General features: G+C 45.1%; 24 protein-coding genes and 1 pseudogene. 20 read left to right on the top strand and 5 right to left on the bottom strand.

Annotated elements, in window-relative coordinates; translation table 11 throughout:
- Window positions 1–77: 77 nt before the first annotated feature.
- A complete protein-coding gene (locus tag ACESPU_RS12845) occupies window positions 78–767 on the bottom strand; it encodes an NAD-dependent deacylase (protein ID WP_044547087.1) in 690 nt (229 codons plus the stop codon).
- A gap of 159 nt (window positions 768–926) precedes the next feature.
- Here ACESPU_RS12845 and ACESPU_RS12840 point away from each other — a divergent pair, with 159 nt between their 5' ends.
- The 15 genes from ACESPU_RS12840 (at window position 927) to ACESPU_RS12770 (ending at window position 15,611) form a co-directional block, all read left to right on the top strand.
- The gene (locus tag ACESPU_RS12840) at window positions 927–1,514 is read left to right on the top strand and encodes an FKBP-type peptidyl-prolyl cis-trans isomerase (protein ID WP_005860958.1); all 588 of its coding nucleotides are present in this window, start codon (window positions 927–929) and stop codon (window positions 1,512–1,514) included.
- A 20-nt stretch (window positions 1,515–1,534) separates the two neighbouring features.
- A complete protein-coding gene (locus ACESPU_RS12835) occupies window positions 1,535–2,245 on the top strand; it encodes an FKBP-type peptidyl-prolyl cis-trans isomerase (RefSeq protein ID WP_195472519.1) in 711 nt (236 codons plus the stop codon).
- Between the two features lie 184 nt (window positions 2,246–2,429).
- A complete protein-coding gene (locus tag ACESPU_RS12830) occupies window positions 2,430–2,897 on the top strand; it encodes an Lrp/AsnC family transcriptional regulator (RefSeq protein WP_005860962.1) in 468 nt (155 codons plus the stop codon).
- 101 nt (window positions 2,898–2,998) lie between these two features.
- A complete protein-coding gene (locus tag ACESPU_RS12825) occupies window positions 2,999–4,381 on the top strand; it encodes a S8 family serine peptidase (protein ID WP_087346496.1) in 1,383 nt (460 codons plus the stop codon).
- The gene (gene xseA, locus ACESPU_RS12820) at window positions 4,362–5,696 is read left to right on the top strand and encodes an exodeoxyribonuclease VII large subunit (protein WP_005866561.1); all 1,335 of its coding nucleotides are present in this window, start codon (window positions 4,362–4,364) and stop codon (window positions 5,694–5,696) included. Before ACESPU_RS12825 ends, xseA begins: the two co-directional genes overlap by 20 nt.
- 39 nt (window positions 5,697–5,735) lie before the next feature.
- Window positions 5,736–5,933, top strand: coding sequence for an exodeoxyribonuclease VII small subunit (xseB, locus tag ACESPU_RS12815; protein WP_005860969.1), 198 nt, complete (start codon window positions 5,736–5,738; stop codon window positions 5,931–5,933).
- Window positions 5,933–6,631, top strand: coding sequence for a 2-C-methyl-D-erythritol 4-phosphate cytidylyltransferase (locus ACESPU_RS12810; RefSeq protein WP_005866564.1), 699 nt, complete (start codon window positions 5,933–5,935; stop codon window positions 6,629–6,631). Before xseB ends, ACESPU_RS12810 begins: the two co-directional genes overlap by 1 nt.
- Before the next feature lie 22 nt (window positions 6,632–6,653).
- Window positions 6,654–8,750, top strand: a complete 2,097-nt coding sequence (gene recG, locus ACESPU_RS12805; RefSeq protein ID WP_008773973.1) for an ATP-dependent DNA helicase RecG — start codon at window positions 6,654–6,656, stop codon at window positions 8,748–8,750.
- Window positions 8,751–8,960: 210 nt separating this feature from the next.
- Complete coding sequence (locus ACESPU_RS12800; protein WP_034532138.1) at window positions 8,961–10,211, top strand: M23 family metallopeptidase; 1,251 nt, start codon at window positions 8,961–8,963, stop codon at window positions 10,209–10,211.
- Between the two features lie 158 nt (window positions 10,212–10,369).
- Complete coding sequence (locus ACESPU_RS12795) at window positions 10,370–10,915, top strand: DUF1599 domain-containing protein (protein ID WP_005866571.1); 546 nt, start codon at window positions 10,370–10,372, stop codon at window positions 10,913–10,915.
- Window positions 10,916–10,920: 5 nt separating this feature from the next.
- Entirely contained in the window at window positions 10,921–12,204 is a 1,284-nt protein-coding gene (locus ACESPU_RS12790; RefSeq protein WP_036611642.1) for a BT_3928 family protein, read from the top strand.
- Window positions 12,205–12,240: 36 nt separating this feature from the next.
- Window positions 12,241–12,996: a triose-phosphate isomerase gene (tpiA, locus tag ACESPU_RS12785; protein ID WP_008773970.1), complete on the top strand. Its 756-nt coding sequence runs from the start codon at window positions 12,241–12,243 to the stop codon at window positions 12,994–12,996.
- A gap of 70 nt (window positions 12,997–13,066) precedes the next feature.
- A complete protein-coding gene (locus tag ACESPU_RS12780) occupies window positions 13,067–13,573 on the top strand; it encodes a hypothetical protein (protein ID WP_005860984.1) in 507 nt (168 codons plus the stop codon).
- Window positions 13,574–13,578: 5 nt separating this feature from the next.
- Window positions 13,579–14,169: a GTP cyclohydrolase I FolE gene (gene folE, locus ACESPU_RS12775; RefSeq protein WP_005860986.1), complete on the top strand. Its 591-nt coding sequence runs from the start codon at window positions 13,579–13,581 to the stop codon at window positions 14,167–14,169.
- A gap of 182 nt (window positions 14,170–14,351) precedes the next feature.
- Window positions 14,352–15,611, top strand: a complete 1,260-nt coding sequence (locus ACESPU_RS12770) for a serpin family protein (RefSeq protein WP_227713820.1) — start codon at window positions 14,352–14,354, stop codon at window positions 15,609–15,611.
- Here ACESPU_RS12770 and ACESPU_RS12765 read toward each other — a convergent pair.
- Together ACESPU_RS12765 and ACESPU_RS12760 are read right to left on the bottom strand one after the other, a co-directional pair.
- A pseudogene (locus ACESPU_RS12765) lies at window positions 15,608–15,880 on the bottom strand (type II toxin-antitoxin system YafQ family toxin). The gene ACESPU_RS12770 and the pseudogene ACESPU_RS12765 overlap by 4 nt on opposite strands.
- Before the next feature lie 3 nt (window positions 15,881–15,883).
- The gene (locus ACESPU_RS12760) at window positions 15,884–16,084 is read right to left on the bottom strand and encodes a hypothetical protein (protein ID WP_034532133.1); all 201 of its coding nucleotides are present in this window, start codon (window positions 16,082–16,084) and stop codon (window positions 15,884–15,886) included.
- Between the two features lie 944 nt (window positions 16,085–17,028).
- On the opposite strand from ACESPU_RS12760, the gene ACESPU_RS12755 reads away from it, so the two are divergent.
- From ACESPU_RS12755 to ACESPU_RS12735, 5 genes are all read left to right on the top strand, one after another.
- Complete coding sequence (locus ACESPU_RS12755; protein WP_373133403.1) at window positions 17,029–17,550, top strand: serpin family protein; 522 nt, start codon at window positions 17,029–17,031, stop codon at window positions 17,548–17,550.
- A gap of 32 nt (window positions 17,551–17,582) precedes the next feature.
- Entirely contained in the window at window positions 17,583–18,284 is a 702-nt protein-coding gene (locus ACESPU_RS12750) for a serpin family protein (protein WP_373133411.1), read from the top strand.
- Window positions 18,285–18,378: 94 nt separating this feature from the next.
- Window positions 18,379–20,538, top strand: a complete 2,160-nt coding sequence (locus ACESPU_RS12745) for an outer membrane beta-barrel protein (protein WP_121962147.1) — start codon at window positions 18,379–18,381, stop codon at window positions 20,536–20,538.
- A gap of 20 nt (window positions 20,539–20,558) precedes the next feature.
- Entirely contained in the window at window positions 20,559–21,617 is a 1,059-nt protein-coding gene (locus ACESPU_RS12740; protein WP_057319263.1) for a sensor histidine kinase, read from the top strand.
- Window positions 21,614–22,309 (top strand): LytTR family DNA-binding domain-containing protein, encoded by a 696-nt coding sequence (locus ACESPU_RS12735; RefSeq protein ID WP_005860996.1) that lies wholly within the window; start codon window positions 21,614–21,616, stop codon window positions 22,307–22,309. The genes ACESPU_RS12740 and ACESPU_RS12735 overlap by 4 nt, the downstream gene beginning before the upstream one ends.
- Before the next feature lie 66 nt (window positions 22,310–22,375).
- On the opposite strand, the gene ACESPU_RS12730 is transcribed toward ACESPU_RS12735, so the two are convergent.
- Together ACESPU_RS12730 and ACESPU_RS12725 are read right to left on the bottom strand one after the other, a co-directional pair.
- Window positions 22,376–23,569, bottom strand: a complete 1,194-nt coding sequence (locus ACESPU_RS12730; RefSeq protein WP_057328003.1) for an esterase — start codon at window positions 23,567–23,569, stop codon at window positions 22,376–22,378.
- A gap of 65 nt (window positions 23,570–23,634) precedes the next feature.
- Window positions 23,635–24,843, bottom strand: coding sequence for a hypothetical protein (locus tag ACESPU_RS12725; RefSeq protein WP_057326053.1), 1,209 nt, complete (start codon window positions 24,841–24,843; stop codon window positions 23,635–23,637).
- Window positions 24,844–24,854: the final 11 nt, after the last annotated feature.

The following is a 24,854-nucleotide window of genomic DNA, read 5'->3' as shown; positions in this document are numbered from 1 at the left end:
CCTTGGCAATGTGTTCGCATGCCAAGGACTTCGTGTTTATACTTGCCTTCGTCAGACCTAATGAGTGTATGAATTGTTTAATTCCGCGTAAGTAACTCCGTCAGCCTCTTGACCCCTTCCGAGGCCCCGGCCTGTATATGCTCGATATCGTCGCGATAAGTACGTACATCTTTCGGGTCGATCAAATAGATCGGCTGGCCCCGACGCACGTAGTTCAGCAAACCGGCGGCAGGATAGACGTTTAAGGAGGTGCCGATAATCACGAAGATATCACAATCTTCCACCAGCTTGATGGAAGGCTCTATCATGGGTACCGCTTCTCCAAACCATACGACGAAAGGACGTAGCTGATTTCCGTGAGGGTCCTTGTCACCCAGATGAATATCCGGATTCTCCGGTGATAGATCGTAGGTCGTGTCCAGATCCCTTACGGAGCATGCCTTCATCAACTCTCCATGCAGATGGATCACGTGGCTGCTACCCGCGCGTTCATGTAAGTTATCGATATTCTGGGTAATGATCCGTACGTCGAAATCTTTCTCCAAGGCGGCAAGGCCGAGGTGACCAGCGTTAGGTTTCGTATTCAATAACTCTCTTCTGCGCTGGTTGTAGAAGTCGAGAACCAATTTAGGGTTGGCGGCGAAGCCTTCCGGCGTGGCGACATCTTCCACCCGGTATTTCTCCCATAACCCGTCCGAGTCACGGAAAGTGGAGATGCCGCTTTCCGCGCTCATTCCCGCTCCGGTAAGTATGACTAACTTTTTCATCTGTTACTTGTTTAATGTATAGATGTATATATAATATTACGAAGTTACGACTTTATTTCGTAAAAAGCTTTGAATGAAATAAAAAGTTCTTACAAAATGCTGTTATACGATTAAAAGCATTACTTTTGTGGCTTATAATTAGTTGAACAAGAAAAAAGAATGGATAAAGTAAGTTATGCGCTTGGCTTAAGTATCGGAAATAATTTCCAGAACTCAGGCATCAAGGATCTTCAAGTGGAAGATTTTGTACAGGGATTGAATGACGTCTTAACAGAGGCAAAACCTGCTCTTAGTTATGATGAGGCAAAACAGGTGATCAATGATTACTTCATGAAGCTTCAACAAGAGAAACTGGAGATCAATAAGAAAGCCGGTGAGGAGTTCCTTACTATCAATAAGCATAAGGCGGGTGTGGTAGAGTTGCCTAGCGGTTTGCAATATGAGGTACTGAAGAATGGTACGGGCGCTAAACCTACGGCGAACGATAAAGTGAAATGCCACTATCACGGAACGTTGATCAACGGTCAGGTGTTTGATAGCTCCGTACAGAGAGGCGAGCCTGCCGTATTCGGTGTTTCACAGGTAATCCCGGGATGGGTAGAGGCCTTGCAGTTGATGCCGGTCGGTTCTAAATGGAGATTGTTTATCCCGTCTAACCTTGCTTATGGCGAGCGTGGGGCAGGTGAGGCTATTGAGCCGAATAGTACGTTGATCTTCGACGTTGAGTTATTAGATATCGAAAAATAATATATAAGAGTTAAAGAAAAATGAAAAAGTTAAGTGTATTAGTCGCTACAGTGATTGTAGCAATGAGCGCATCTTTCACCTCTTGCGGTGATTCTCACAAAAGCGCGAGCTTGAAGACTTCTATCGATAGCGCAAGCTACGCTATTGGTATCAGCACAGGTGCCGGTTATAAGGAAAACTTAAAGACTTTGCCGGGTGGCGAGGCTAACGTAGATGATTTGATCGCTGGTTTTATCCAAGCTATCAAAGGGGATTCTTCCGCGATGAAGATGAATCCGCAACAGGCTCAACAATATTTGCAGACTTACTTCGTAGAGGCTCAGGCTCGCGAGGCTAAGAAGACAAAAGAAGAGGGCGATAAGTTCTTGGCGGAGAATAAGACAAAAGAAGGCGTTATCACGACTGAGAGCGGCTTGCAATATAAGGTAGAGAAAGAAGGTACAGGCGCGAAGCCGACCGCTACCGATAAGGTAAAAGTTCATTATACCGGAACTCTATTGGACGGTACTAAGTTTGATAGCTCCGTGGATCGTGGTGAGCCGGCTGAGTTCGGTGTTGGCCAAGTAATCAAGGGCTGGACTGAGGGCTTGCAGATCATGCCGGTCGGTTCTAAATATATCTTCTGGATCCCGGCTGAGTTGGCTTATGGCGAACGTGGCGCAGGACAAGATATCAAACCGAACAGCGTATTGAAGTTCGAGGTTGAGTTGCTTGACATCGTAAAAGAATAAGTAGCGAAGAAATAGAAACGGAACGTTTGTAAGATAATAGGCGGGCAAATTATGCTAAAAAGCATTTTTTGCCCGCTTTTATTATTTATTGATTACTTTTTTCTTTCAGAATGATATATGATTCAAATTTATTATATACTTTTGATACATTAAATCTGAATGCATATAATAAAGCGAATTTAAAATGGAGAAGATAGACAAACTGGACCGGCAGATATTGAACATTATTTCAAAGAATGCTAGGATTCCTTTTAAAGATGTTGCCGAGGAGTGCGGTGTATCTCGTGCAGCTATTCATCAACGGGTTCAACGCATGATTGATATGAATGTGATCGTTGGCTCAGGGTATCACATCAATCCTAAAATATTGGGGTATAATACATGTACCTATATCGGCGTGAAATTGGAGCGTGGATCTATGTACAAGGATGTTGTCCCGGAATTCGAGAAAATACCCGAAGTGGTAGAATGCCATTTCACTACGGGTCCGTATACGATGCTGATCAAGCTGTATGCCCGTGATAACGAGCACTTGATGGAACTTTTGAACTCCAAGATTCAAGAGATACCGGGTGTTACGGCTACAGAGACCTTGATTTCTTTACGCCAAAGTGTTAAACGTGAGATCCCTATCTGTAATATCAATGAATAAGACGAAGAATTATACATGAGCCCGGCCTATTCCAGTGCCGGGCTTTTTTGTTTATTCGGCGGTATCATCTATCTTTGTAATTCGTAATTGTGTGAGGTTCTATGAGTAAATATATAGGAATATTCGTTTTCGTATTCAGTTTGTTTTCTTTGGGAGTACATGCGGGGGAAAGTTTTCGTTTTCGGGTGTATTTGAAAGATAAAGGGGATTCCGGTTATACGCTGGATAACCCGGAGGAATATCTTTCCAAGGAGTCTGTCGAGCGACGGAACCGGCAAGGTATATCGGTATCGGAATCGGATTTGCCGATCGCTCAAGCTTATCTGGATACCTTGTCCGCCAATGGAGGAAAACCGGTGCTGGAGAGTAAATGGTTCTCTACGGTCGTGGTGTCCAGTCCGGATAGCTTGGTCGCTGAGCGTCTCTTGCGCCTCCCGATCGTGGATTCCGTGAAATGGGTCTGGAAAGGTGACGAGGAAATCGATATTCCTAGGGAAGAGAAAGATACGACACGGTTTATGCCAATAGATAAACCGGAGAAATCGCCTTACGGTTATGCCGAGGAGCAGATCAAGATGCTGAACGGTATCAAATTGCATGAGGCGGGCTTTAAGGGTAAGGGTATGCGTGTGGCCGTGGTCGATGCCGGTTTCATGAACGTGGATCGGATCAGCGTATTTGATTCCTTGCGGTTATTAGGAACGCATAACGTGGTTTTCCCCGGCCGAAGCGTTTTCATCGGGGATGATCATGGGACGAAGGTCTTATCTTGCTTGGCCGCTGATGCGCCGGGCTTGATGGTCGGTACGGCTCCCCAAGCCGAATATTGGCTGATAAAGAGCGAGGATAGCCGTTCGGAGTTTCCCATCGAGGAGGATTATTGGACGGCAGCTATGGAATTTGCCGATAGCGTGGGAGTGGATGTGGTCTCTTCTTCGTTGGGGTATTTCTCTTTTGATGTAGAGGCCCTGAACTATCATCAAGATCAATTGGACGGGAGGACTTCCTTGATCAGTCGTGCCGCTAAGATGGCTTCATCAAAAGGGATCTTGTTGTTTAGTAGCGCCGGCAACGAGGGGGGCGGTAGCTGGGGAAAGATAACCTTTCCAGCGGATGCCCCGGATATATTGACAGTGGGCGCTATCACGGATCGTAAGAAGAAAAGTAATTTCAGTTCTGTTGGCTTTACGGCGGATTACCGGGTGAAGCCGGATGTGGTTGCCTTGGGTACGGGCTGTTGCGTGATAGATCCTACGGGGAATATCCGTTACGCGAACGGTACCTCTTTCGCTACGCCGATCTTAGCGGGGTTGGGTGTTTGTCTATGGCAAGCGTTTCCCAGTCTGACGAATAAGGATATAATCTCTCTTTTGCAGCGTTTCGGCAGTAAGTTTGAGCAACCGGACGCTGAGTTGGGATATGGCATCCCGGATGTGTACAAAGCTTATAAACAAGAGCGTAAATATGCGGCCGAATCTAAATAACTTATCGGGTGAGAAAGAGGCTCTATCTTTGTTAGAGCTGAATACCCGCATACGGGGTGCGTTGTCGAGGGCTTTCCCGGAGACTTGCTGGGTGCGTGCGGAGATGAGCGATGTGCGGGTGAATACTTCTTCCGGACATTGTTATCTGGAGTTTGTGGAGAAGAATGTGCAGACCGGGCAATTGGTGGCCAAGGTACGAGGGTCTATCTGGGCGAAGACGTTTCGTATGTTGAAACCTTATTTCGAGATGGAGACCGGTCAGATGTTCGCTTCCGGCTTGAAAGTGTTGGTGAAGGTGTCTGTTGAGTTCCACGAGTTGTATGGATTGAGTCTTACGGTGCTTGATATAGATCCGGCTTATACGTTAGGTGATATGGTGCGTAAGCGTATGGAGATTATCCGCCAATTGCAGGAGGAAGGGGTCTTTACACTGAATAAGGAATTGCCTTTTCCGCTACTTCCTAGGAGAATCGCTATCATTACTTCTCCGACGGCTGCCGGCTACGAGGATTTTATGAATCAGTTGACACGGAATAAAGGGGGGTATCCGTTCTATACCAAATTATTCCCCGCCTTGATGCAGGGAGAACGGACGGAGGCTTCTGTAATAGCGGCTTTAGACCGGATTTATCAACATCAAGATCTTTTTGATGTGGTCGTGATTATCCGCGGAGGTGGGGCTACCTCGGACTTGAATAGCTTCGATTCTTATCTGTTGGCGGCGAATTGCGCTCAATTCCCTTTACCGATTATCACGGGTATCGGGCACGAACGGGATGATACGGTTGTAGATTTGGTAGCGCATACCCGGATGAAGACACCGACCGCTGTCGCCGAGTTCCTTATTTCCCGAATGGATAGCGTTGGTGAGGAGTTGGAGAGTTTGCGTCAAGACGTGAGTTTATTGGCTATGGATATTCTATCCCGACAGAAAAACTATTTACAATTGGTAGCGACCCGTTTCCCTTCTATCGTGACAAGCCGGATCGAGCGGAATCGTTCGGGACTGCAAACGATAGCGAGCCGTTTACCTGCGATGGCATCGGGTTTGTTATCACGCCGCCAGTCGGTGCTTGAGAATACGGAACTTCGCTTGCGGAACGGTATTACCTCTAAACTTTCCGAGAGTGGGCGTTTTATCCAGCTTACGGAGCAGTTTATCAAGATGGCTTCTCCTGATTATATATTGAAGAGGGGATATAGCTTAGCCTTGAAAGATGGCAAGATTATCAAACATGCCTCTGATTTGCGAGCCGGCGAAGAACTGACGACTCGCTTCATCGATGGTGAAATAAAAAGTATTATCAAACCATAGAGGGTGGTTTTATAACCGTCCGATAAATACATAATTAATATGGCGAAGAAAGAAGAAACATATAACGAGGCGATCGAGAAACTTCGTAAGATCGTGGCTGAGATCGAGAATGGAGACTTGGATGTCGATATCCTGTCCGAGAAGGTAAAAGAAGCTACTCGTCTGATCAAGCTTTGCAAGGAGAAGCTGTATAAAGTGGATGAGGAAGTTAAAAAAGTTTTGGAGGAATTGGATTGATGAATAAGTACGTCTTGATCGTTGCCGGGGGTAAAGGGCTTCGTATGGGTGGAGATCTGCCGAAGCAGTTTATTCCTATGCGGGGGAAACCTCTTTTGATGCATACGTTAGAGGCTTTTCATCGTTGGGATGCTTCCGCACGTATAATCCTTGTGCTTCCGGAGGATCATCAGCCGTATTGGAATATGCTTTGCAAGGAAATCGGCTGCAAGGTCCCGCATGCGATCGTGAAAGGGGGAGATACTCGCTTCTTCTCGGTTAAGAATGGGTTGGATTGGCTTTTGGCGGAGAGGCGTCGGAAGGGGGAGGAGGATAGCGGTCTGAGTTTGGTCGCTGTGCACGATGGCGTTCGTCCTTTCGTCTCTCCGGAGGTTGTTGAGGCCTGCTTTGATAAAGCGGCTGTCACGGGAGCCGTTATCCCGGTTGTTCCGATGATTGATTCCCTGCGTGAGACAGATGAAAAAGGGAGCCATCCGGTGGACCGTTCCCGCTATATGGCTGTACAAACCCCGCAAGTCTTCCATTTGGAATTATTGACAAAAGCCTATGAGCAACCTTATTCGTCTTTATTTACGGACGACGCTTCCGTGGTGGAGGCGATGGGGCATGCGATTGATACGGTTCCCGGTGATCGTGAGAATATCAAGATTACCACGCCCTTTGATTTGTTAATAGCGGAAGCGATGTTTGCCCGGTAAACCCTAAAAACTCATAGATGTTATGCTGGACCTTGATAAGCGATCGATTACGTACTTGCCGGGAGTAGGACCCAAGAAGGCGGATATCCTGCAAAAGGAAGCGGGGATATCGTCGTATGAGGACTTGCTCTTTTATTTTCCTTATAAATATATAGATCGCAGCCGGTTTTATAAAGTTGCCGAGATCAGTGGGAATATGCCTTATATCCAGTTGAAAGGCCAGATTCTCTATTTCGATACGCTAGGCGAGGGGCGGAGTAAACGGCTGGTTGGCAAGTTCTCGGATGGTACGGGCACGATCGATTTGGTCTGGTTCAAGGGCTTGAATTATGTGACAGATAAGTATCGTCCCAATACCGAGTATATAGTTTTCGGAAAGCCTACGGAGTTCGGGCATACCTATAACATACCGCATCCGGATATCGACTCAATGGAGCAAGCTGATCAAGTGGCGAATGGCTTGACTCCTTTCTATAATACCTCGGAGAAAATGAAGAAATCTTTCTTGAATTCCCGGGCGATCCAGAACCTGCAATATACGTTGTTAAGCTGGCTGAACTGGGAACTTCCGGAGACGCTTTCCCCCGACGTATTGAAACGGATCCATATGATGTCTATGACAGAGGCGATGCGGAATATCCATTTCCCGGAATCTGCCGCTAAGTTGCGTGACGCCCAGTTACGTTTGAAGTTTGACGAGCTTTTCTTCATACAATTAAATATATTACGTACCGCTAGCGTTCGGAAACTGAAGCTAAAAGGGATCGTTTTCCCTACGGTCGGCCATTATTTCAATACGTTCTATAAAGAGTATCTTCCTTTTGAGTTGACGAACGCCCAGAAACGGGTAGTCCGTGAGATCCGGATCGATATGGGTAGCGGGCGGCAGATGAATCGCCTGCTGCAAGGTGATGTGGGGAGTGGCAAGACTTTGGTAGGCTTATTGTCTATGCTATTGGCGATAGATAATCATTGCCAAGCTTGTATGATGGCTCCTACCGAGATATTGGCAACCCAGCATTATGCGACGATCATGGGATTCCTGAAAGATATGGACGTTAAGGTCGCTCTTTTGACCGGATCTACCAAGAAGAAAGAGCGGGATAAGATATTACCGGCTATTGCCAGCGGTGAGATCCAGATCGTGATCGGGACGCATGCGTTGATTGAGGAGACAGTGGTTTTCTCTTCGTTGGGATTAGCGATTATCGATGAGCAGCACCGTTTTGGTGTGGAGCAACGCTCACGCCTTTGGACGAAGAATGCGATCGTGCCGCATGTGTTGGTGATGACGGCTACCCCGATTCCCCGTACTTTGGCGATGACTTTGTATGGGGATCTGGATGTATCGGTGATTGATGAGTTACCTCCGGGACGTAAACCGATACAGACGCTTCATCGCTATGATAATAAAAAGGCACAACTTTATGAGTTCCTTCGGAAAGAGATACAAAAGGGGCGTCAGGTTTATGTGGTATATCCCTTGATTGAAGGAAATGAGAAACTGGATTATAAAGACTTAGAGGCCGGTTTTGAGACGTTCAAGGAGGTCTTTCCAGAATATAAGGTATGTATGGTACATGGCCGTATGAAAGCGGCGGATAAGGATACCGAGATGCAGAAGTTTATCTCCGGCGAGGCGCAAATCTTGATGGCTACTACGGTTATAGAGGTTGGCGTGAACGTGCCGAACGCATCCGTCATGGTGATCGAGAGTGCTGAACGTTTCGGCCTCTCTCAACTTCATCAGCTTCGTGGCCGGGTAGGACGTGGTGCTGAACAATCTTATTGTATCTTGGTCTCTTCCTATAAACTAAGTAATGACACTCGTAAGCGACTGGAGATTATGGTGAACAGTACGAATGGTTTTGAGATCGCTGAGGCGGATCTCCGTCTCCGGGGACATGGAGATTTGGAAGGTACCCGGCAAAGTGGCGAGGGGATAGACCTTAAAATAGCGGACTTGGCGGCCGATGGACAAATACTTCAATATGCGCGGGATATCGCTCAAGGAGTTCTTGACGAAGACCCCGAATTATTGTCCGAACAGCACCGGATATTGAGCGAAAGGCTTAAAACTCTGTTCACAAGGAAGATAAATTGGGGAATGATTAGCTAATATGTTGTGAAACATATTGTTCTGTAAGCCTTTGATATTTAACTTGTTTATTCGCTTGTTTTGCTTTTATTCAAAGTCATTGCAGAAATTTTTCGTTAATCAATTTTGTCGGCTTATTCAAATTTCCGAACTTTGACAAGTTGACAATCAGGCAGAGATGCCGGGTATTGCCGTTTTATCCTGAATTATAAGAATGAAAGTTATCAAAAAATGAGTATAAAGACATTTCTATTCATTTGTTGTGCCGCTGTGATGGTATCGACTGCAAATGCGGAGAATCCGGTGAAACCGGAAACTCCGGAGACTCCCAATCATCCAACCCACAAACTTATGGACAAGCGTGTATCTGAGTTAATGGCCGACCGTGTTGGCTTTAAGAAAGATATGGCTTTGAAGGAGCTTGCGGAGATTAATGAGAAAGCGGAGTTGGAGGCGAGAGAGAACTTGATGTTCCCTGCCGATGAATTATATGGCGAATGGACAAATGAATGGGTGAATCCTTTCCGGGGTAAAAAGGTAGATATGCCGGATTCTTGCGTGATTGATTGTTCGGCGTTTGTTTTGCCGATCGATACGATGATCCGGGTTACCTCTAAGTATGGCCCTCGCCGGCGTCGGATGCATAAAGGGGTTGATTTAAAGGTACAGATCGGTGATACAATCCGTGCGGCTTTCGATGGTAAGGTACGTATTAAGAATTTCGAGCGCAGAGGGTATGGCTATTATTTAGTGGTTCGTCATCCGAATGGTTTGGAGACTGTATATGGCCATTTATCTAAATTTTTGGTTGGTGTAAATGATATCGTTCATGCGGGAGACCCGATCGCCTTGGGGGGGAATACAGGACGTTCTACCGGTTCTCACTTGCATTTCGAGACTCGTTTCTTAGGTCAGGCTCTTAATCCTGCCGATATTATTGATTTCGAGAGTTGTGTGCCTTACCAAGATCAATATGTATTCCACAATGTAAAGATCAATGGACGCAAGAGTAATATTTATACATCCTCAAATGAGCAAATGGTTTATCACCGTGTGAAATCCGGTGACACATTAGGCAAGATCGCTCGTATGTATGGTACAACAGTGAATGAGCTTTGCCGCTTAAATGGATTGAAAGGTACTTCCATGCTGCGTATCGGCCAGTCCATTCGTTGTAGTGCCGGTGTGGAAACCGCGGCTAAAGCGACTCCAAAAGCTCAAACTCAAAAGAAATCGACCGCTTCCGGATCTTCTAAGAAAATCACGGTACAGGCAAGTTCTTCCGCTACCGCTTCTTTAGGAGAAAATACGAATACAATGAATGATGTGGAGGCTACTCCGGTTTATCATCGTATTAAATCCGGTGATACGCTTGGCGCTATCGCTAAAAGATACGGTACTTCCGTTAGTAAACTTTGCGAATTGAACGGTATCACAAAGACTACCGTGTTGCGCTTAGGACGCTCATTACGCTGTTCATAACGATATATAAGATGTAAGAAAACGAAAAGGAGCCGCTTATAAAGTGGCTCCTTTTCGTTGTAACCTCTTTTCATTTATCTTATTAGCTTTTGTTGTCTTGAATTTTCGAGAACATCTACGTCTTTTTTCCTATATTCGCGGGTATAATCTAGGATAGTATGCCAAATACAAAGGAACAATTCGAGCAAGTGATCTCCCTGTGCCGGGAGTTGTTCGGGAAGAAGTTGAAGGATTACGGGCCGTCGTGGAGGATTATGCGTCCCCAGTCGGTTACTGACCAAATATTTATCAAGGCGAACCGTATCCGTAGCTTGGAGATTAAGGGGACGAGCATGGTGGACGAGGGAATCCGTCCGGAGTTTATCGCCATCGTTAATTATGGCGTGATCGGTTTGATCCAGTTGGCGTTGGGATTCGCGGATACGACCGATATCACGATAGATAAAGCCTTGGAATTATACGATAAATACATCACTGAGACGAAGGAACTGATGTACGCCAAGAATCACGACTATGATGAGGCGTGGCGCAGTATGCGTATCAGCTCGTACACGGATCTTATTTTGATGAAGATTTATCGGACCAAGCAAATCGAGAGTCATGGAGGCAAGACACTCGTCTCCGAGGGAGTGGACGCTAACTACATGGATATGATCAATTATGCCCTCTTCGGCTTGATTAAGCTGGAGTTTGGCGAGGAGTGAGCTACATGGAATATAAGGAAACCGTAAAGAAAGTGATCGCGGAGGTCTGCCGCCTGTTACTGGGAGTAGTCTTTATTTTCTCCGGGACGGTGAAGGCTGTCGATCCCATGGGAGGCGCCATTAAGATTGGCGACTATCTGACTTCCTTTGGGCTGGATAAGCTGCAACCCTTTACGGTATTGATCTCCTTTAATTTGTCCGCTCTGGAGTTCATGCTGGGGGTCTGTATGCTATTGGGGGTGTACCGGCGGTATACGACCTTCTTGACCTTGCTGATGATGTCTTTCATGACGCCGCTGACGCTGTATCTGGCGATCTTCAATCCCGTATCGGATTGCGGTTGCTTCGGGGATGCCTTGGTGATCAGTAATTGGCAGACCTTCTATAAGAATGTCGTACTTTTGGCCGCCGCTATTTACGTGTTCATCCATAATCAGCGGCTTTTACAAGGCTATACCTACCATGTCTACTGGTTCGTGGCCTTGTGGGCATATGTCTTCGCTATCGGTTTCGCTTACCGGAATTATAATCATTTGCCGATCTTGGATTTCCGTCCCTATAAGTTGGGTGCGAATATCCCTGCCTTGATGTCGATACCGGAAGGTGCGCCCGAGGATGAATATGCGTATTCTTTTATTTACGAGAAGGATGGCGTACAGAAAGAATTTTCTTTGGAGAACGCCCCGGCCGATGATAGCACGTGGACTTTCGTGGATTCAAAGACCAAGCTGATCAAACAAGGATACGTTCCCCCCGTTACCACATTTCATATCTATAATGAGAATGACGCAGACGTGACTGATGAGTTGCTGAACGACCCGAAAGGTCTTTTCCTTTTGATCGCTCCCCGTCTGGAGAATGCGGATGATGAGCGTATCGACGAGATTAATAACGTATACGATTACGCCTTGGAGAACGGCTTGGGCTTCTATTGCGTGACGGGTTCTTCCGCTGATGCTATCGCTACATGGAGCGATAATACCGGTGCCGAGTATCCGTTTCTTATGGCCGATGATGTCCTTTTGAAAACGATCATCCGCTCCAATCCGGGATTGGTCTTGCTGAAGAAAGGTACGATCTTGATGAAGTGGCATTACAACGATATCCCACAGGAAGAAGACCTGAAAACGATCGTAAACGGCTATCTGGAAGGAAATACCGACTGGAAAGCGAAAGAAGATGCCCGGCTAATAACCAACCTATTAAGTTTTACCGTACCTTTGTTGCTGGTTTGGGGATACGATGCCTTGCGCAATCGCCGTCGCCGGAAAGGAAAAGAATCTGAATAGAGATTTATTTGTATTACATATTTAAATTATTAAGTTATGAGAAAGAATATTGTTGCAGGAAACTGGAAAATGAACACTACTCTTGCTGAAGGTCTTGCTTTGGCTAAAGGTTTGGACGAGGCTTTGAAGGGTAAGACTCCGAATTGCGATGTGATCATCGGTACTCCGTTCACTCACTTGGCAAGCGTTGCTGCCGCTATCGATACAAACAAGATCGGTGTTGCAGCTGAGAACTGCGCTGACAAGGAAAAAGGTGCTTATACAGGTGAGGTTTCTGCCGCTATGGTAGCTTCTACTGGCGCGAAATATGTGATCTTAGGCCACTCTGAGAGACGTGCTTATTATCATGAGACTCCGGAAATCTTGAAGACGAAGGTTGAGTTGGCTTTGGCTAACGGTTTGACTCCGATCTTCTGTATCGGTGAGGTTTTGGAGGAGAGAGAAGCTGGCAAGCACTTCGAGGTAGTAGACGCTCAGATCGCTGGTTCTTTGTTCGATCTTTCCGCTGAGGATTTCGGCAAGATCGTCTTGGCTTACGAGCCGGTATGGGCTATCGGTACAGGTAAGACTGCTTCCGCTGAGCAAGCTGAGGAGATCCATGCTCACATCCGCGCTACTTTGGCCGCTAAATATGGCAATGAGGTAGCTGATAACTGCACGATCCTTTACGGTGGTAGCTGTAACGCCGGTAACGCTAAGGAATTGTTCGCTAAACCGAACGTAGACGGTGGTTTGATCGGTGGCGCTTCTTTGGCCGTTGACAAATTCATGCCGATTATCGAGGCTTTTTAATTAATTCATAATAAGAAGGTATCTTTCCCCTCAATGAATGGGGAAAGATACTCTTTTTAATATTCTATCTATGAAAAGAATTCCTTGTATCTTATTGCTATTTGCCTTTATGATGGCCGGTACTTCATCTTTATTCGCTCAGACGGCGTTGGAAGGTGAGCGTTCGACCATATTCGATGCGTTGCAGAGATCCGGTTTGGGAAAAGGCGAGGTCGTTATCAATCAATCCGCCGCTATCCGCGAGATGGTGGGTGAGCGTATGCGTGGAGCGAACGTGGAGACGACCGATAGCCTTACCTTCTTGAAGGTACAAGGGTATCGTACGCAGGTATTTTCCGGTAATAACCAACGGGTCTCGAAAGACGAGGCTTTTCGTAAGGAGAAGGAAATCAAGGAGCTTTTTCCAGAGATCCCGACGTATGTCACTTACAACGCCCCGTTCTGGAAGTTGCGTGTGGGAGATTTCCGCTCGCATGAGGAGGCCTATCATATGATGCGCCTGTTGATGGGTGCTTTCCCGAAATACGGAAAGGAAATGTATATCGTACGAGAAGAGATAAAAATTCCCCTAAATTAAAGAGAATGTCAGAAGTAAACGAAGAGACGCTACGTGCCCGGGAAGCTTTGGCCGGCCATTATAAGGAAGTATTGGGTTTGCTGGGTGAGGACGTGGAGCGTGAGGGTCTGCTTAAAACGCCGGAACGTGTGGCGAAAGCCATGCAGTTTTTAACCAAGGGATATCATGAGGACCCGGAGGCGGTGCTCCGTTCCGCCATGTTTCAGGAAGAGGATTACAAACAGATGGTTATCGTGAAAGATATCGATTTCTTCTCCCTTTGTGAGCATCATATGTTGCCTTTCTTCGGCAAGGCCCACGTGGCTTATATCCCCAAGAAATATATTACGGGCTTAAGCAAGATCCCTAGGGTAGTGGATATCTTCGCCCGCCGCCTCCAGATACAGGAGCGTATGACGATGCAGATCAAGGATTGCATCCAGAGGACCTTGGATCCGTTGGGCGTGATGGTCGTGATCGAGGCGCAGCATATGTGTATGCAGATGCGTGGCGTGGAGAAACAAAATTCCTTGACGACTACCTCTGATTTCACCGGCTTTTTCCAACAAGCCAAGACGCGCGAGGAGTTCATGAACTTGATCAAGCATAATCGCTGATCATCATCTCCCGTCATAGCTTACTCCAGTTTAGCCGTATAACTGATCCGCAGTGATACGGCTTTTATTATATCCCTACATTTCCATTCGTTGGGGCACAGTCGTGAAATATATAGGCGGGATGCAACTTTTACGGAGACCTATTCATCAATTAGATATAAGGACATTAAAAATATCAAGTTATGAAGACCAACAATTACCAATTCCTGTCGCTCTGTCTCTGCATACCTTTGTTTGCGTTGACGGGGTGCGACAATGATTCTTTCGGAGAACCTTTCGGAACCGATACTGAGCGATATGATATACCTTTGGATACTAAATCGATAGAGGTAAACGCTAGAGGGCAGAAGTTCGCTTTTAATTTTTATAAGGAAATGGCTGGCAAGGAGGAGTCGAATTTTTGTATCTCTCCTTTAAGCGCCTCCTTTTGTTTGGGTATGGTATTGAATGGGGCGAATGGTAATACGTATACAGAGCTACAAGAAGCCTTAGGTTATGAGGGCTTAACCAACGAGGAGATAAACGCTTATGCCCAAATGATGCAGACGGAGCTTCCCAAGTTGGATGGTCGTACTATTTTCATGAACGCGAATAGTATGTGGATCAAGGATGATTTCCAAATGCTGGAACCATTTGTAAAGACCAATCAGACATATTATAATGCCGAGGTTTATAACGAGCCGTTCAATATGGAGACGGTGGACAAGATCAACCATTGGTGCGCCAATAAAACGAATGATTTGATCCCTAAGATGCTGGAGACAATCAGTCCCAATACATTGGCATGCCTGATCAACGCCATTTATTTCAAGGGAGTGTGGAAAATGGAGTTCGATAAGGGAGATACAAAGGACAAGCCGTTCTATCTAAAGGACGGATCAGAGATCAAAGTTCCTACCATGAAACAACAAGCGACAAATTATTATTATGGTGATGGGCAGGTATCTGTCGTGGAATTACCTTATGGAAACGGAGCGTTTAGTCTGGTTCTTTTTATGCCGTCCGATAAGAAGAAAACCTCGCTAGATGAGTTGATTGCGGACTTGGATGCGGATCGTTGGAACCAGTGGATGAGTAACCTGAGTTCTTATTCGTTCGACCTCTATTTGCCTCGCTTTACGATGGAATCAAGTATGGATTTAACAGATGTGATGAGGACATTGGGAGTCAAGGATGCCTTTAAGTCGGAGGCAGACTTCACGAATATATCAACCGAACAGCCTTTATTTATAGGCTTGATAAAACAAAATACCTTTATTAAGGTCGATGAGTCCGGCACGGAAGCCGCCGCTGTTACGATAGTAGATATGGATACAAGTGCGCTTCCTCCCGCTACCACTTTAAAGGAACTTCGTTTTGATCATCCCTTCGGCTATGTCTTAAAGGAGAATAGTACGGGTGCCATTTTATTCGCAGGCCGAGTGGATCATCCCAAGTCTTAAAATAAATCAGCGTGTGTACCGGTATCGGTCATGATCAAGACCAGTTCGGTATCGTTTTGTTGCCATATTAAGAGCCAGTCGCTTTTAATATGGCATTCTCATAAGCCCTCAAATTTACCGCTTAGTTTATGGGGGTGATATTGCATTGGGAGGGAACCGGTTTCTTGAAGAATGCCGATAACTTCCCATAGGAGTTCTGGATTGCAATTCCTTTTCAAGCATTTCTTGAAACTCTTATCAAATTGCTTGGTAGTCTGTACGTCGTACATGGTTTATTGATTTAGCAAATGCTTTTTTAGATCTTCCATATCTTTGGCCTTATAAACCCTTCCTGCCTTGATATCCTCCAGTCCCTTCTCTATACCGGACTTCTTCCTGCCGATATTCCAACCGAATTTCTTGGCCAGTTCTTTGAGCAAGGCCATGTCTACCTCCGGTAAGGTAATTTCTACTTTCTTGACTGTCACTTCCATATCTTGGGTTGTTTATAGATTGTATGTGACAAAAATACGTTTTTTTATTGAATTGATAATCATCTTTGAGAGATTTCGAGAAAGACGATCGAAGGATATGACAATCTGTTAGGATTGACAATTTGTAATCGGAAGTCCCGGAGAATCGGTTTTTCCGGGCTAAGGTACGTCTTGTGCTTGAATTTGAAAAAATAAATCAGCAATCGGTTCATTGATAGAGCAATGCCGAAAAATAGCCTTTTGTTCTAGCGAAAATAATTCATCGTAATTCATATCTGATGGAGCAAAAGGAGGGAAAAACGGTGTTACGATAGGGCTATAAGGAGGTAAGAATGCCCATTCACGACTACTTACAACCCTATTTGCGACTGCTTATAATGCCCAATGGCACTACTGGCGTTGCTTAACGCGACCGTATGTGTAGGCTTTTGTCGCCTAATGTGTATCGAAAACGGTCTTTTTCATTGGAAAAGCACTGTTTATTGTTATCTCCCCTCCTTTATCTTGTGATTCCTGTGGAAATGAGATGTTATGGAAAAGCTCTAATACTACTCAAAAAGACAGAAAAGCCTCTTCGTGGATGACTTTATGGAAATGAGAATTTTGCTTGATCAACAGCTGGAAAAAGCGTTTAGAAGTGAATAACTAATCACTTCTAAAGCCGTTAGTTATTCACTGGGTATACTCGTTAGTTATTCACTCGACAAGCCGCAAGTTATTCATTTCAGAAGGCAAAAGTAGGAGATTTCATACTGGAAGCATTGCTTGTTTGTTGATGGAGATATTTTGATACGGTATTAATGTACGTGCGTACATTAAATTTATTTAAGTATAAAACGGCGAGTGAAAACAATCTAATGTCTTTAAATAAGATAGATAAAATGCAACATTATGTGTATCTTGCGCATCTATATTATATATAGGAACATTTAAATCATTGTATTATGAAAAGCACTTACTACCTATTCTTATGCCTGTGCATCCCGTTATTTGCATTGACAAGCTGCGAAAATGATTTGGAGGGAGATAATTTCGGTCAGGATACGGAACGATATGACATTCCCTTGACCTCTAAATCCGCCGAGGTAAATGCGAAAGTACAAAAATTCTCTTTCGATTTTTATAGAGAGATGGCTCGTAGGCAAAAGGCTGACTTTTGTATATCTCCTTTGAGTGTGAACCTTTGTTTGGGCATGGTCCTGAATGGCGCGGATGGAAATACCTATAAGGAGATCCAAGAGACTTTGGGCTATGAGAACTTTACCTACGAAGAGATAAACGCCTATGCGCAAATGATGCAAACGGAGCTGCCTAAATTGGATGGACGTACGATTTTTACCAATGCCAATAGCGTGTGGGTTAGGAACGACTTTAAGGTGTTGGAATCTTTTGTTAAGACCAATAAGATGTATTATAACGCAGAGGTTTACAATGAGCCGTTTAATGATGGACGAAGGATAAAGTAAACCGTTGGTGTGCCGATAAGACGAATAATTTAATACAAAAGATCCTTGATGATTCTTCTTCCGATGCCGTCTCTCTTTTGATTAACGCTATTTATTTTAAGGGGGTATGGACTTCGGAGTTTAAGGAAAAGGATACGAAAGACGAACCTTTTTATTTGAATAGTGGGGAGGAGATAAAAGTACCCACCATGCGGCAGGAGAATACTACTGATTGCTATGTAGACGATAAGGTTTCTGTCGTGGAGTTACCTTATGGCAATGGTGCGTTTAGCCTTGTCGTATTCATGCCTAGCGCAGACGATGAAGTTGCGTTGAGTCGCCTTATCGAAGGGCTGGATGATACGGAGTGGAATCATTGGATTGATAAGATGAAACGGCAGAATCTGAAACTATATCTTCCGCGGTTCAAGTTTGAGTCTCCTTCGATGGATTTGAAAGAGATCATGCGAGTGATGGGGATTTCAGACGCATTTGATCCGGTTTTGGCTGATTTCTCGATGATGTGTGATGCCTCTGTATATGTAAATGAGGTAAAACAGAAAACCTTTATTGAGGTAAACGAGTCCGGAACAGAGGCGGCTGCCGTGACTATGGCTGATATGAATCTATCTATGGATTCTCCTGCCCCTACTATTTCCGAACTTCGTTTTGACCATCCCTTCGGCTATGTCCTAAAGGAGAAGAGTACGGGCGCTATCTTATTTGCCGGACGGGTGGATAAACCGACTATATAAAAGGTTTTCTTACCTTTCATCCCCCGGATACTTCCGTTGGTCACAATAATTTGATTGGATATTCCTGCTGATGTAATTTTGATATAAAAACGACATGAGCAGGAATCTTTTTATAATAGTTCTATTGATAATTACCCCTTTTTGTGGTTGGGGACAGGTCGATACGATAGCGGACCAGAAGTTACAGGAAGTGGTGATCATGGCTAAGCTCCCTACGGTAGAGATGAAACCGGGGAAGATGACTTATAGGCTGGATGCCTCTATCACCCAAAGCCAAGGGAATGTCTACGACGTGTTGACCAGTTTGCCGGGAGTCGTGATACAAAACGATGGTACGATTTTCCTGAATGGTCAAAACGGGGCGAATATCTTGATGGATGGTAAGCCGACCTATTTATCGGGGCAAGATCTTGTCAACCTCTTAAAATCGACTCCTGCCTCCATTACGGATAAAATCGATTTGATTACGCAGCCATCGGCACGTTACGACGCTAGTGGAAACTCCGGTATTATCGATATACGTACGAAGAAGATATTGCGAAGGGGAATGAACCTTTCGGTAAATGGTAGTTATGACCAAGGTAAATATGGGGAAGGTTTCGCTTCTACTACCTTGAATCTGCGGACGAATAAGTTCAACTTCTATCTCTCTTATTCCTATTCCCGGAAGAATGATTACGATGATTTGTATGTGGAGAGAAGCTATCTGGAAGGTTGGCGGCCGGAAGGGGAGACCGGGCAGATGACGCAATCTTCCTATCGAACTTGGAAGAATAAGTCAAACTATTATCGTTTCGGGATCGATTATCAAATGTCGGAAAAGACTACGATAGGGCTTTCCACGGATGGAAATCTGGCGGGTAGCAAGGTTGAGGGAGACATGAACTCATCCATTCCTAAGCGATCTCCGCAAACCGGAGGTTTGCTTCGTACCTTGAACGACCAGAATCGTTCGCAGGATAATTTTACGGCTGTTTTAAGTTTAACACATACCTTTAACTCCGATGGCGGGGTCTTGGATGCCTCTATGGACTACTTGCGTTATCGATACGAGGAAGACCAATATTTGAATAGCCAAGATACCTTGTTTGGGGATATGGATGGAGGAATCCATTTATACTCCGGACAAGCGAATCTGGTGTGGCCTTTCTCGAAATCCTTCACGTTCCATGCAGGCGCCAAGACCTCTTTTGTCTCTATTGATAATAACGCTGATTATAATCGGTTACAAGGTGACTCTTGGCAACCGGACCATGACTTGAGTTGTGATTTTCAGTATGACGAGAATATAAACGCAGGCTATGTACAGCTTGACGCCAAATTCTCTTCTATAAGTCTGGAGGCAGGTCTTCGTCTGGAAAATACCCGCATAGAGGGCGAACAATCGGGTAACGCTTATCAAAGAGACTCCTCGTTTACCAATCATTATACGCACTTGTTCCCAACGCTTTCTGTTCAGTATGCCTTGAGGAATGGGAATAGTCTGTCGCTTACTTATGGCAAACGGATTGTCCGTCCGAATTACCGGGACCTGAATCCGTTTGTATATATCCACGATGAGTATACGTATGATAAAGGTAACACCTTATTACGCCCGGAATTATCCGATAATCTGGAACTGGCCTATATACATGGCGATTTATTCCGGGTGGGGCTTGCTTTCAATTATACGAAGGATGTAATTATCAAGAGCTATTTGGATCAAGGGAACTATGTCGTTTATGTCTCACCGGAAAATCTCTCTTCCCGCGTCAGCGTAGGTCCCCGGCTCAGTACCTCCCAATTACCGCTAACCTCATTTTGGAACGTGAACGTCAGCGCATCCTTGATCTATAACCGGTATCGTTTACCGGAGAATTATCAAGTAAAGGTGAATAAGAGATGGACACCGAATATCGGGATCTCGAATCAGTTTAGCTTTGCCCGGACTTGGAGCGCTGAACTTATCGGTTTCTATAATGGGAAAATGGCGGCGGGACAAGCTGCGATCTATCCGTTATGGCAAATAAATGCCGGTATCCAGAAGAAGATATGGAAAGGTCGGGGAACGATCCAGTTATTCGCACGGGATATTTTCCATTCGAATGTATCGAGAATGAGCGTGATGACTCCTACCCAGCACGCTTTTATAAAAGAGCGGATGAACCGGACGGTAGTCGGTATTTCTTTGACCTATCGTATAAATCGTGGTTTGGAGGTGAAAGAATCTCGCCGGAAGCATAGCGTAGATGAAAGTAAAAGAATAAATTTGTGAAACCTCTAGACAAATGGTTTATGAAAAAGATATATAAGTGGATATATGCCTTGATTTTTGCGGTCTCTTTGTATTCTTGTATCCGCTGGGTAACGGATTATACGAAAGAAGGACACTACTGGACACAGTCCTTGGGGAATAGTATCCTAGAGATCGTGATTCTAATCTTTGTCTCTTATTTGTTTTTTATTTACTTTGGAAGCCAGATCGAGAAGAGCCGAAGAGCGAAAGAACCGAATAGGTGGAAATTTGTTTGGAGATCGTATGGAATGCCTTTCTTATTTATTATATTGGGTGTGAATGCTACGTTGGCAATAACCCGTATATTTATCGGTGATACTTTCCATATGGACGATATAATAATCGCGAACGTGATAGGGAGCTTGTTTGCGTTTATGGTCTATAATGTTCAGCGAGCTCAAGTATTGGATAAAGATTACGCCGAGCAGCGTATCCAACTCGAAAAGATCAAGAATGATCAATTACAGACGGAATTGAAGTTCTTGAAATCCCAATATCATCCTCACTTCTTGTTTAATGCGCTCAATACCGTTTATTTCCAGATTGATGAAAGTAACAAGGCGCCTCGTCGCACGTTAGAGATGATATCCGAACTCTTGCGTTACCAACTGTATGGCGGTAATCAGAAGGTCAGTATCCTACAAGAAATTGATTATTTGAAAACTTATATAGCTTTGCGTAAGCTTCGTATGAGTGAACGCCTGCGGTTGCGTGTAGAGTTTCCGCCCGAATTGAATGAACTGAATATTTATCCGTTACTCTTCCTCCCGTTGGTAGAGAACGCTTTTAAATACGTAGGTGGCGATTATCAATTGGATATTATCATGAAATGGGAAAATAACCGGATCAGTTTGTTTATACGAAACTCCATCCCCGAGCTTTCAGCGGAGGACGAAGCGTTGCGTAAATCGGTGGATGAACGGCAACGTAAAGGCATCGGTCTGGTAAATTTACGCCGCCGATTATCTTTATTGTATCCCAGTAAGCACCGTTTGGAAACCCGGAAAGAAGAGACTGAGTTCGTAGCGGAATTAATGATTGAAATAGAAGAAATATGACAATAACCTGCGTGATAACAGATGATGAGCCGATGGCCCGTAAAGGATTGCAATCGTATGTGGAGCGAGTGGATTTTCTCTCCTTGACCGGTGTATGTGAGGACGCTATCCAATTAAATACCCTGTTGAAAACTCAGCAGCCGGATTTACTTTTGTTAGATATCGAGATGCCTTATCTTTCCGGTTTGGATTTATTGGCGACCTTAAACCAGCCTCCCAAAGTGATCGTTACTTCCGCTTATGAGCAATATGCTTTGAAAGGGTATGAGCTGGATGTCGTGGATTATTTGCTGAAGCCTATTTCCTTTGAGCGTTTCTTAAAAGGCGTGAATAAGGTGCACGACCTGTTGGCTCGGGAGAATACGCCGGATGCGGATGCCTCGTTTTTCGTGAAAAGCGAGAAGCAAATGCGTAAGATTTACCTAAGAGATATCTTATTTGTAGAGGCGTTGGAAAATTATGTTAGTATCTATACTACTTCCGGTAGAGTATTGACCCATTCAACCTTGAAGCGGATCGGGGAATCCCTACCCGATGATCAATTTCTCCAAACGCATAAATCGTATATAATTAATGCGGATCGTGTCGATCTGGTAGAAGGGAATAGATTACGTATCGAATCCTATCAAATCCCGATCGCCCGTAATCTCAGAGATATTGTATTTAAGCGTATCCTTAAGAATACGTTGTAATTACATGACTGTAGCTAGGTCATAGAGACGCGGCACATGCCGCGTCTCTACAACTGGGGTATTTTGTTATTTGAATAACATTGGGGCGAATTTTGTGAGGTAGATGCGCCAGTTTTTCCAGATATGGCCGCCGTCGCTCTCGTAGTATTCGTATTTGTAGCCGCTATCGTCTAGTTTCTTACGATAGTCTACGTTGTTCTTGTATAAGAAGTCGGTTTTACCGATGGCGATCCAGTATAATTTCGGGTGCTTGCCGAATTGTACTTTCAGCTTCTCATCCATATTCTGGTAGATGGGAGATTCGGAGCCTTCGCGGGGGAGGATAGCGGCAGAGAATAATCCCACGTAATCGAACATATCCGGATATTGCTTAGATATATGCAAAGAATGGAAACCACCCATGGAAAGTCCGGCTATCGCACGGTTGGATTTCTTTTTTTCCACACGGTAATTGCTCTCGATAAACTTAATGACATCCGGGAAGCTGCTTTCCATGCTACCCTCCATGGTTTTAGGTAGTTGCATATTCGGCTTAACTAAACCTAGGCTGGATTCTCCCGGAGCGGCCTCTTGATCCGCGTTTCCGTTTGTCATAACCACGATCATCGGTTTTGCCTTACCTTGGGCGATCAAATTGTCTAAGATTTGGGCCGTACGTCCTAAGGCGATCCAAGCTTCCTCGTCGCCACCCATGCCATGTAAGAGGTAGAATACCGGATATTTTTTGCCACTTGTCTCATAGCCAGCCGGCGTATAAACGGTAATACGGCGGGTCTTTCCCAATGTCGGGCTCTCATACCAACGGCGAGCGACCGTTCCGTGAGGAACATCATTAACGCTGTATAAATCGCCCTGTCCACCCTTGATGATAAAGATATTCGTAACGGATGCCACGTCACGGTTCAGATAGACATTATTAGGATCTGTAGTCTTTAATCCATCGACAATAAAGGAATAGCTATATAATTCGGAGGGAAGAGGTTCCGGTGTGGTATATTCCCAAACGCCTTCTTTACCTTCCTTTAAATCAACGGTACCGGGTACATCCACTAAACCGAACTGAGTCTCCATCTTCTGTGTGGGAAGGAAATCTCCTGTTACCTGCACCTTGATTGCTTTGGGTGCCATGAACCGGAAGGTTACGGTGTTATCCGGATGAATCTCCGGAGAGATGATGTTCTGACTACCCCAAAGGGCTTGTTGGGCGAACGTGATCACGCTGATCAGCATGAATACGGCCAAGATTGATAATCTTTTCATAATGATAAATTTATTAATGGTATTACTGAGGTCTAAAGATTTTTACAAATGTAATGAATAATCTGTTACATGAGCAATAAATAGGCTCGATAATGTGTGTCTTTCGTGACGGGGCATAATGAGAGGTAGCCTTCTTGAATCCTTCCATTCGCAAAGCGAAGTGGATAAGTCTCAGACATGAGGCGGTGTTTCTCGAGAGCTTCTCCGGCTTCCTTCTCGTAAGAAACCCGGTAATCGCCAACAGCCCCGGGCGCTACATAATGCTGGAATAGACGTAAAGCGACCATTCCCATCGTATACCGCATATTGATCTCAATGCAGGGATGAATAGCGAAAGATCCATCCTTTTGTCTATAGACCAGCATATCCACACCTATACAGCCCGCGTAAGTAGATCCGTACACTTCTTGTAATACAGTGCGTACCGCCTCTTGGATGCGGGAATAGGTCTCTTCGCCCGTGAATCGGGTGATGCGAGAGAGCATGGTGGATTGTTCCTCTAGGATGTTGCCTGTATAGGAGCCTCGCCCCTCGGTATTGAAAACGGATAATCCCTCGTAACGGACAGTACCTTGCCCGTCGGAATAAAATTCCATGGCGAAATCCTGTACTTTGTCTAATCCGCTTTCGATGCTGATCATTCCTTGTTTGTTGAATGCGCCCTCTATCCAGTTTTTCGTCTTCGTATCTGGTTTTCGTTTCTCTATCCATAACAATCCCCGTCCGGAAGAGGAATAGGGTGTTTTTAATACGAAGGGAGCGTTGCATAAGAGCATGTATCTCTCTACCTCCCGGATTTTCGTGCAGAAACGAGGCGCTACCGGAATAGGGAGATCGGGTAGGAGGGCCTGTATCTTTTCCAGACATTCCGCCGCCGTTTGCCTACCGGTAAGGCGAAAATAATCCTCTTTCCAAGTCGGGACGGATAGCCGGACTTTTGCCTTGTCCCTCAACTGCTCGAATAAATGAAGACTATGCGGGGAAAGTCCCCACGGGGCCGCGTCCATAGGAGAGAGGTAGGGAGCGTTTTTCGCCAGCATCGCTTTTGTTACGGGTATAGGAGCAGGGTGTATGTCTTTGGGCAAATGAGCGAAAAACGGAGGGGTTGCCTTACTATCTTCCAGATAGACAAAATCATCCTCTTCCGCATACCAAACCGGCAGCAGCGCCAAGTCTTTTTGCATTTTACGGACGTTTGTCGGTGCCGTGTAGTTCTGTGTCCCTAAAAGTACGGCCGTCTCGTGGCCGGGATTGAAATAATGTATCCGTGACATAAAAGCGTAAA

The organism is Parabacteroides sp. 20_3, assembly GCF_964238835.1.
Classification (GTDB): Bacteria; Bacteroidota; Bacteroidia; order Bacteroidales; family Tannerellaceae; genus Parabacteroides; species Parabacteroides distasonis.
This window is presented reverse-complemented; position numbering and strand designations above follow the sequence as displayed.

Coding starts and splice junctions, on each gene's coding strand:
- tpiA (WP_008773970.1), top strand. CDS start 12,241: ATGAGAAAGAATATTGTTGCAGGAAACTGGAAAATGAACACTACTCTT.
- ACESPU_RS12825 (WP_087346496.1), top strand. CDS start 2,999: ATGAGTAAATATATAGGAATATTCGTTTTCGTATTCAGTTTGTTTTCT.
- ACESPU_RS12810 (WP_005866564.1), top strand. CDS start 5,933: ATGAATAAGTACGTCTTGATCGTTGCCGGGGGTAAAGGGCTTCGTATG.
- ACESPU_RS12835 (WP_195472519.1), top strand. CDS start 1,535: ATGAAAAAGTTAAGTGTATTAGTCGCTACAGTGATTGTAGCAATGAGC.
- xseB (WP_005860969.1), top strand. CDS start 5,736: ATGGCGAAGAAAGAAGAAACATATAACGAGGCGATCGAGAAACTTCGT.
- ACESPU_RS12725 (WP_057326053.1), bottom strand. CDS start 24,843: ATGTCACGGATACATTATTTCAATCCCGGCCACGAGACGGCCGTACTT.
- ACESPU_RS12800 (WP_034532138.1), top strand. CDS start 8,961: ATGAGTATAAAGACATTTCTATTCATTTGTTGTGCCGCTGTGATGGTA.
- ACESPU_RS12740 (WP_057319263.1), top strand. CDS start 20,559: ATGAAAAAGATATATAAGTGGATATATGCCTTGATTTTTGCGGTCTCT.
- ACESPU_RS12780 (WP_005860984.1), top strand. CDS start 13,067: ATGAAAAGAATTCCTTGTATCTTATTGCTATTTGCCTTTATGATGGCC.
- ACESPU_RS12840 (WP_005860958.1), top strand. CDS start 927: ATGGATAAAGTAAGTTATGCGCTTGGCTTAAGTATCGGAAATAATTTC.
- recG (WP_008773973.1), top strand. CDS start 6,654: ATGCTGGACCTTGATAAGCGATCGATTACGTACTTGCCGGGAGTAGGA.
- ACESPU_RS12830 (WP_005860962.1), top strand. CDS start 2,430: ATGGAGAAGATAGACAAACTGGACCGGCAGATATTGAACATTATTTCA.
- ACESPU_RS12745 (WP_121962147.1), top strand. CDS start 18,379: ATGAGCAGGAATCTTTTTATAATAGTTCTATTGATAATTACCCCTTTT.
- ACESPU_RS12760 (WP_034532133.1), bottom strand. CDS start 16,084: ATGGAAGTGACAGTCAAGAAAGTAGAAATTACCTTACCGGAGGTAGAC.
- ACESPU_RS12845 (WP_044547087.1), bottom strand. CDS start 767: ATGAAAAAGTTAGTCATACTTACCGGAGCGGGAATGAGCGCGGAAAGC.
- ACESPU_RS12770 (WP_227713820.1), top strand. CDS start 14,352: ATGAAGACCAACAATTACCAATTCCTGTCGCTCTGTCTCTGCATACCT.
- ACESPU_RS12790 (WP_036611642.1), top strand. CDS start 10,921: ATGGAATATAAGGAAACCGTAAAGAAAGTGATCGCGGAGGTCTGCCGC.
- ACESPU_RS12755 (WP_373133403.1), top strand. CDS start 17,029: ATGAAAAGCACTTACTACCTATTCTTATGCCTGTGCATCCCGTTATTT.
- xseA (WP_005866561.1), top strand. CDS start 4,362: ATGCGGCCGAATCTAAATAACTTATCGGGTGAGAAAGAGGCTCTATCT.
- ACESPU_RS12730 (WP_057328003.1), bottom strand. CDS start 23,569: ATGAAAAGATTATCAATCTTGGCCGTATTCATGCTGATCAGCGTGATC.
- ACESPU_RS12795 (WP_005866571.1), top strand. CDS start 10,370: ATGCCAAATACAAAGGAACAATTCGAGCAAGTGATCTCCCTGTGCCGG.
- folE (WP_005860986.1), top strand. CDS start 13,579: ATGTCAGAAGTAAACGAAGAGACGCTACGTGCCCGGGAAGCTTTGGCC.
- ACESPU_RS12735 (WP_005860996.1), top strand. CDS start 21,614: ATGACAATAACCTGCGTGATAACAGATGATGAGCCGATGGCCCGTAAA.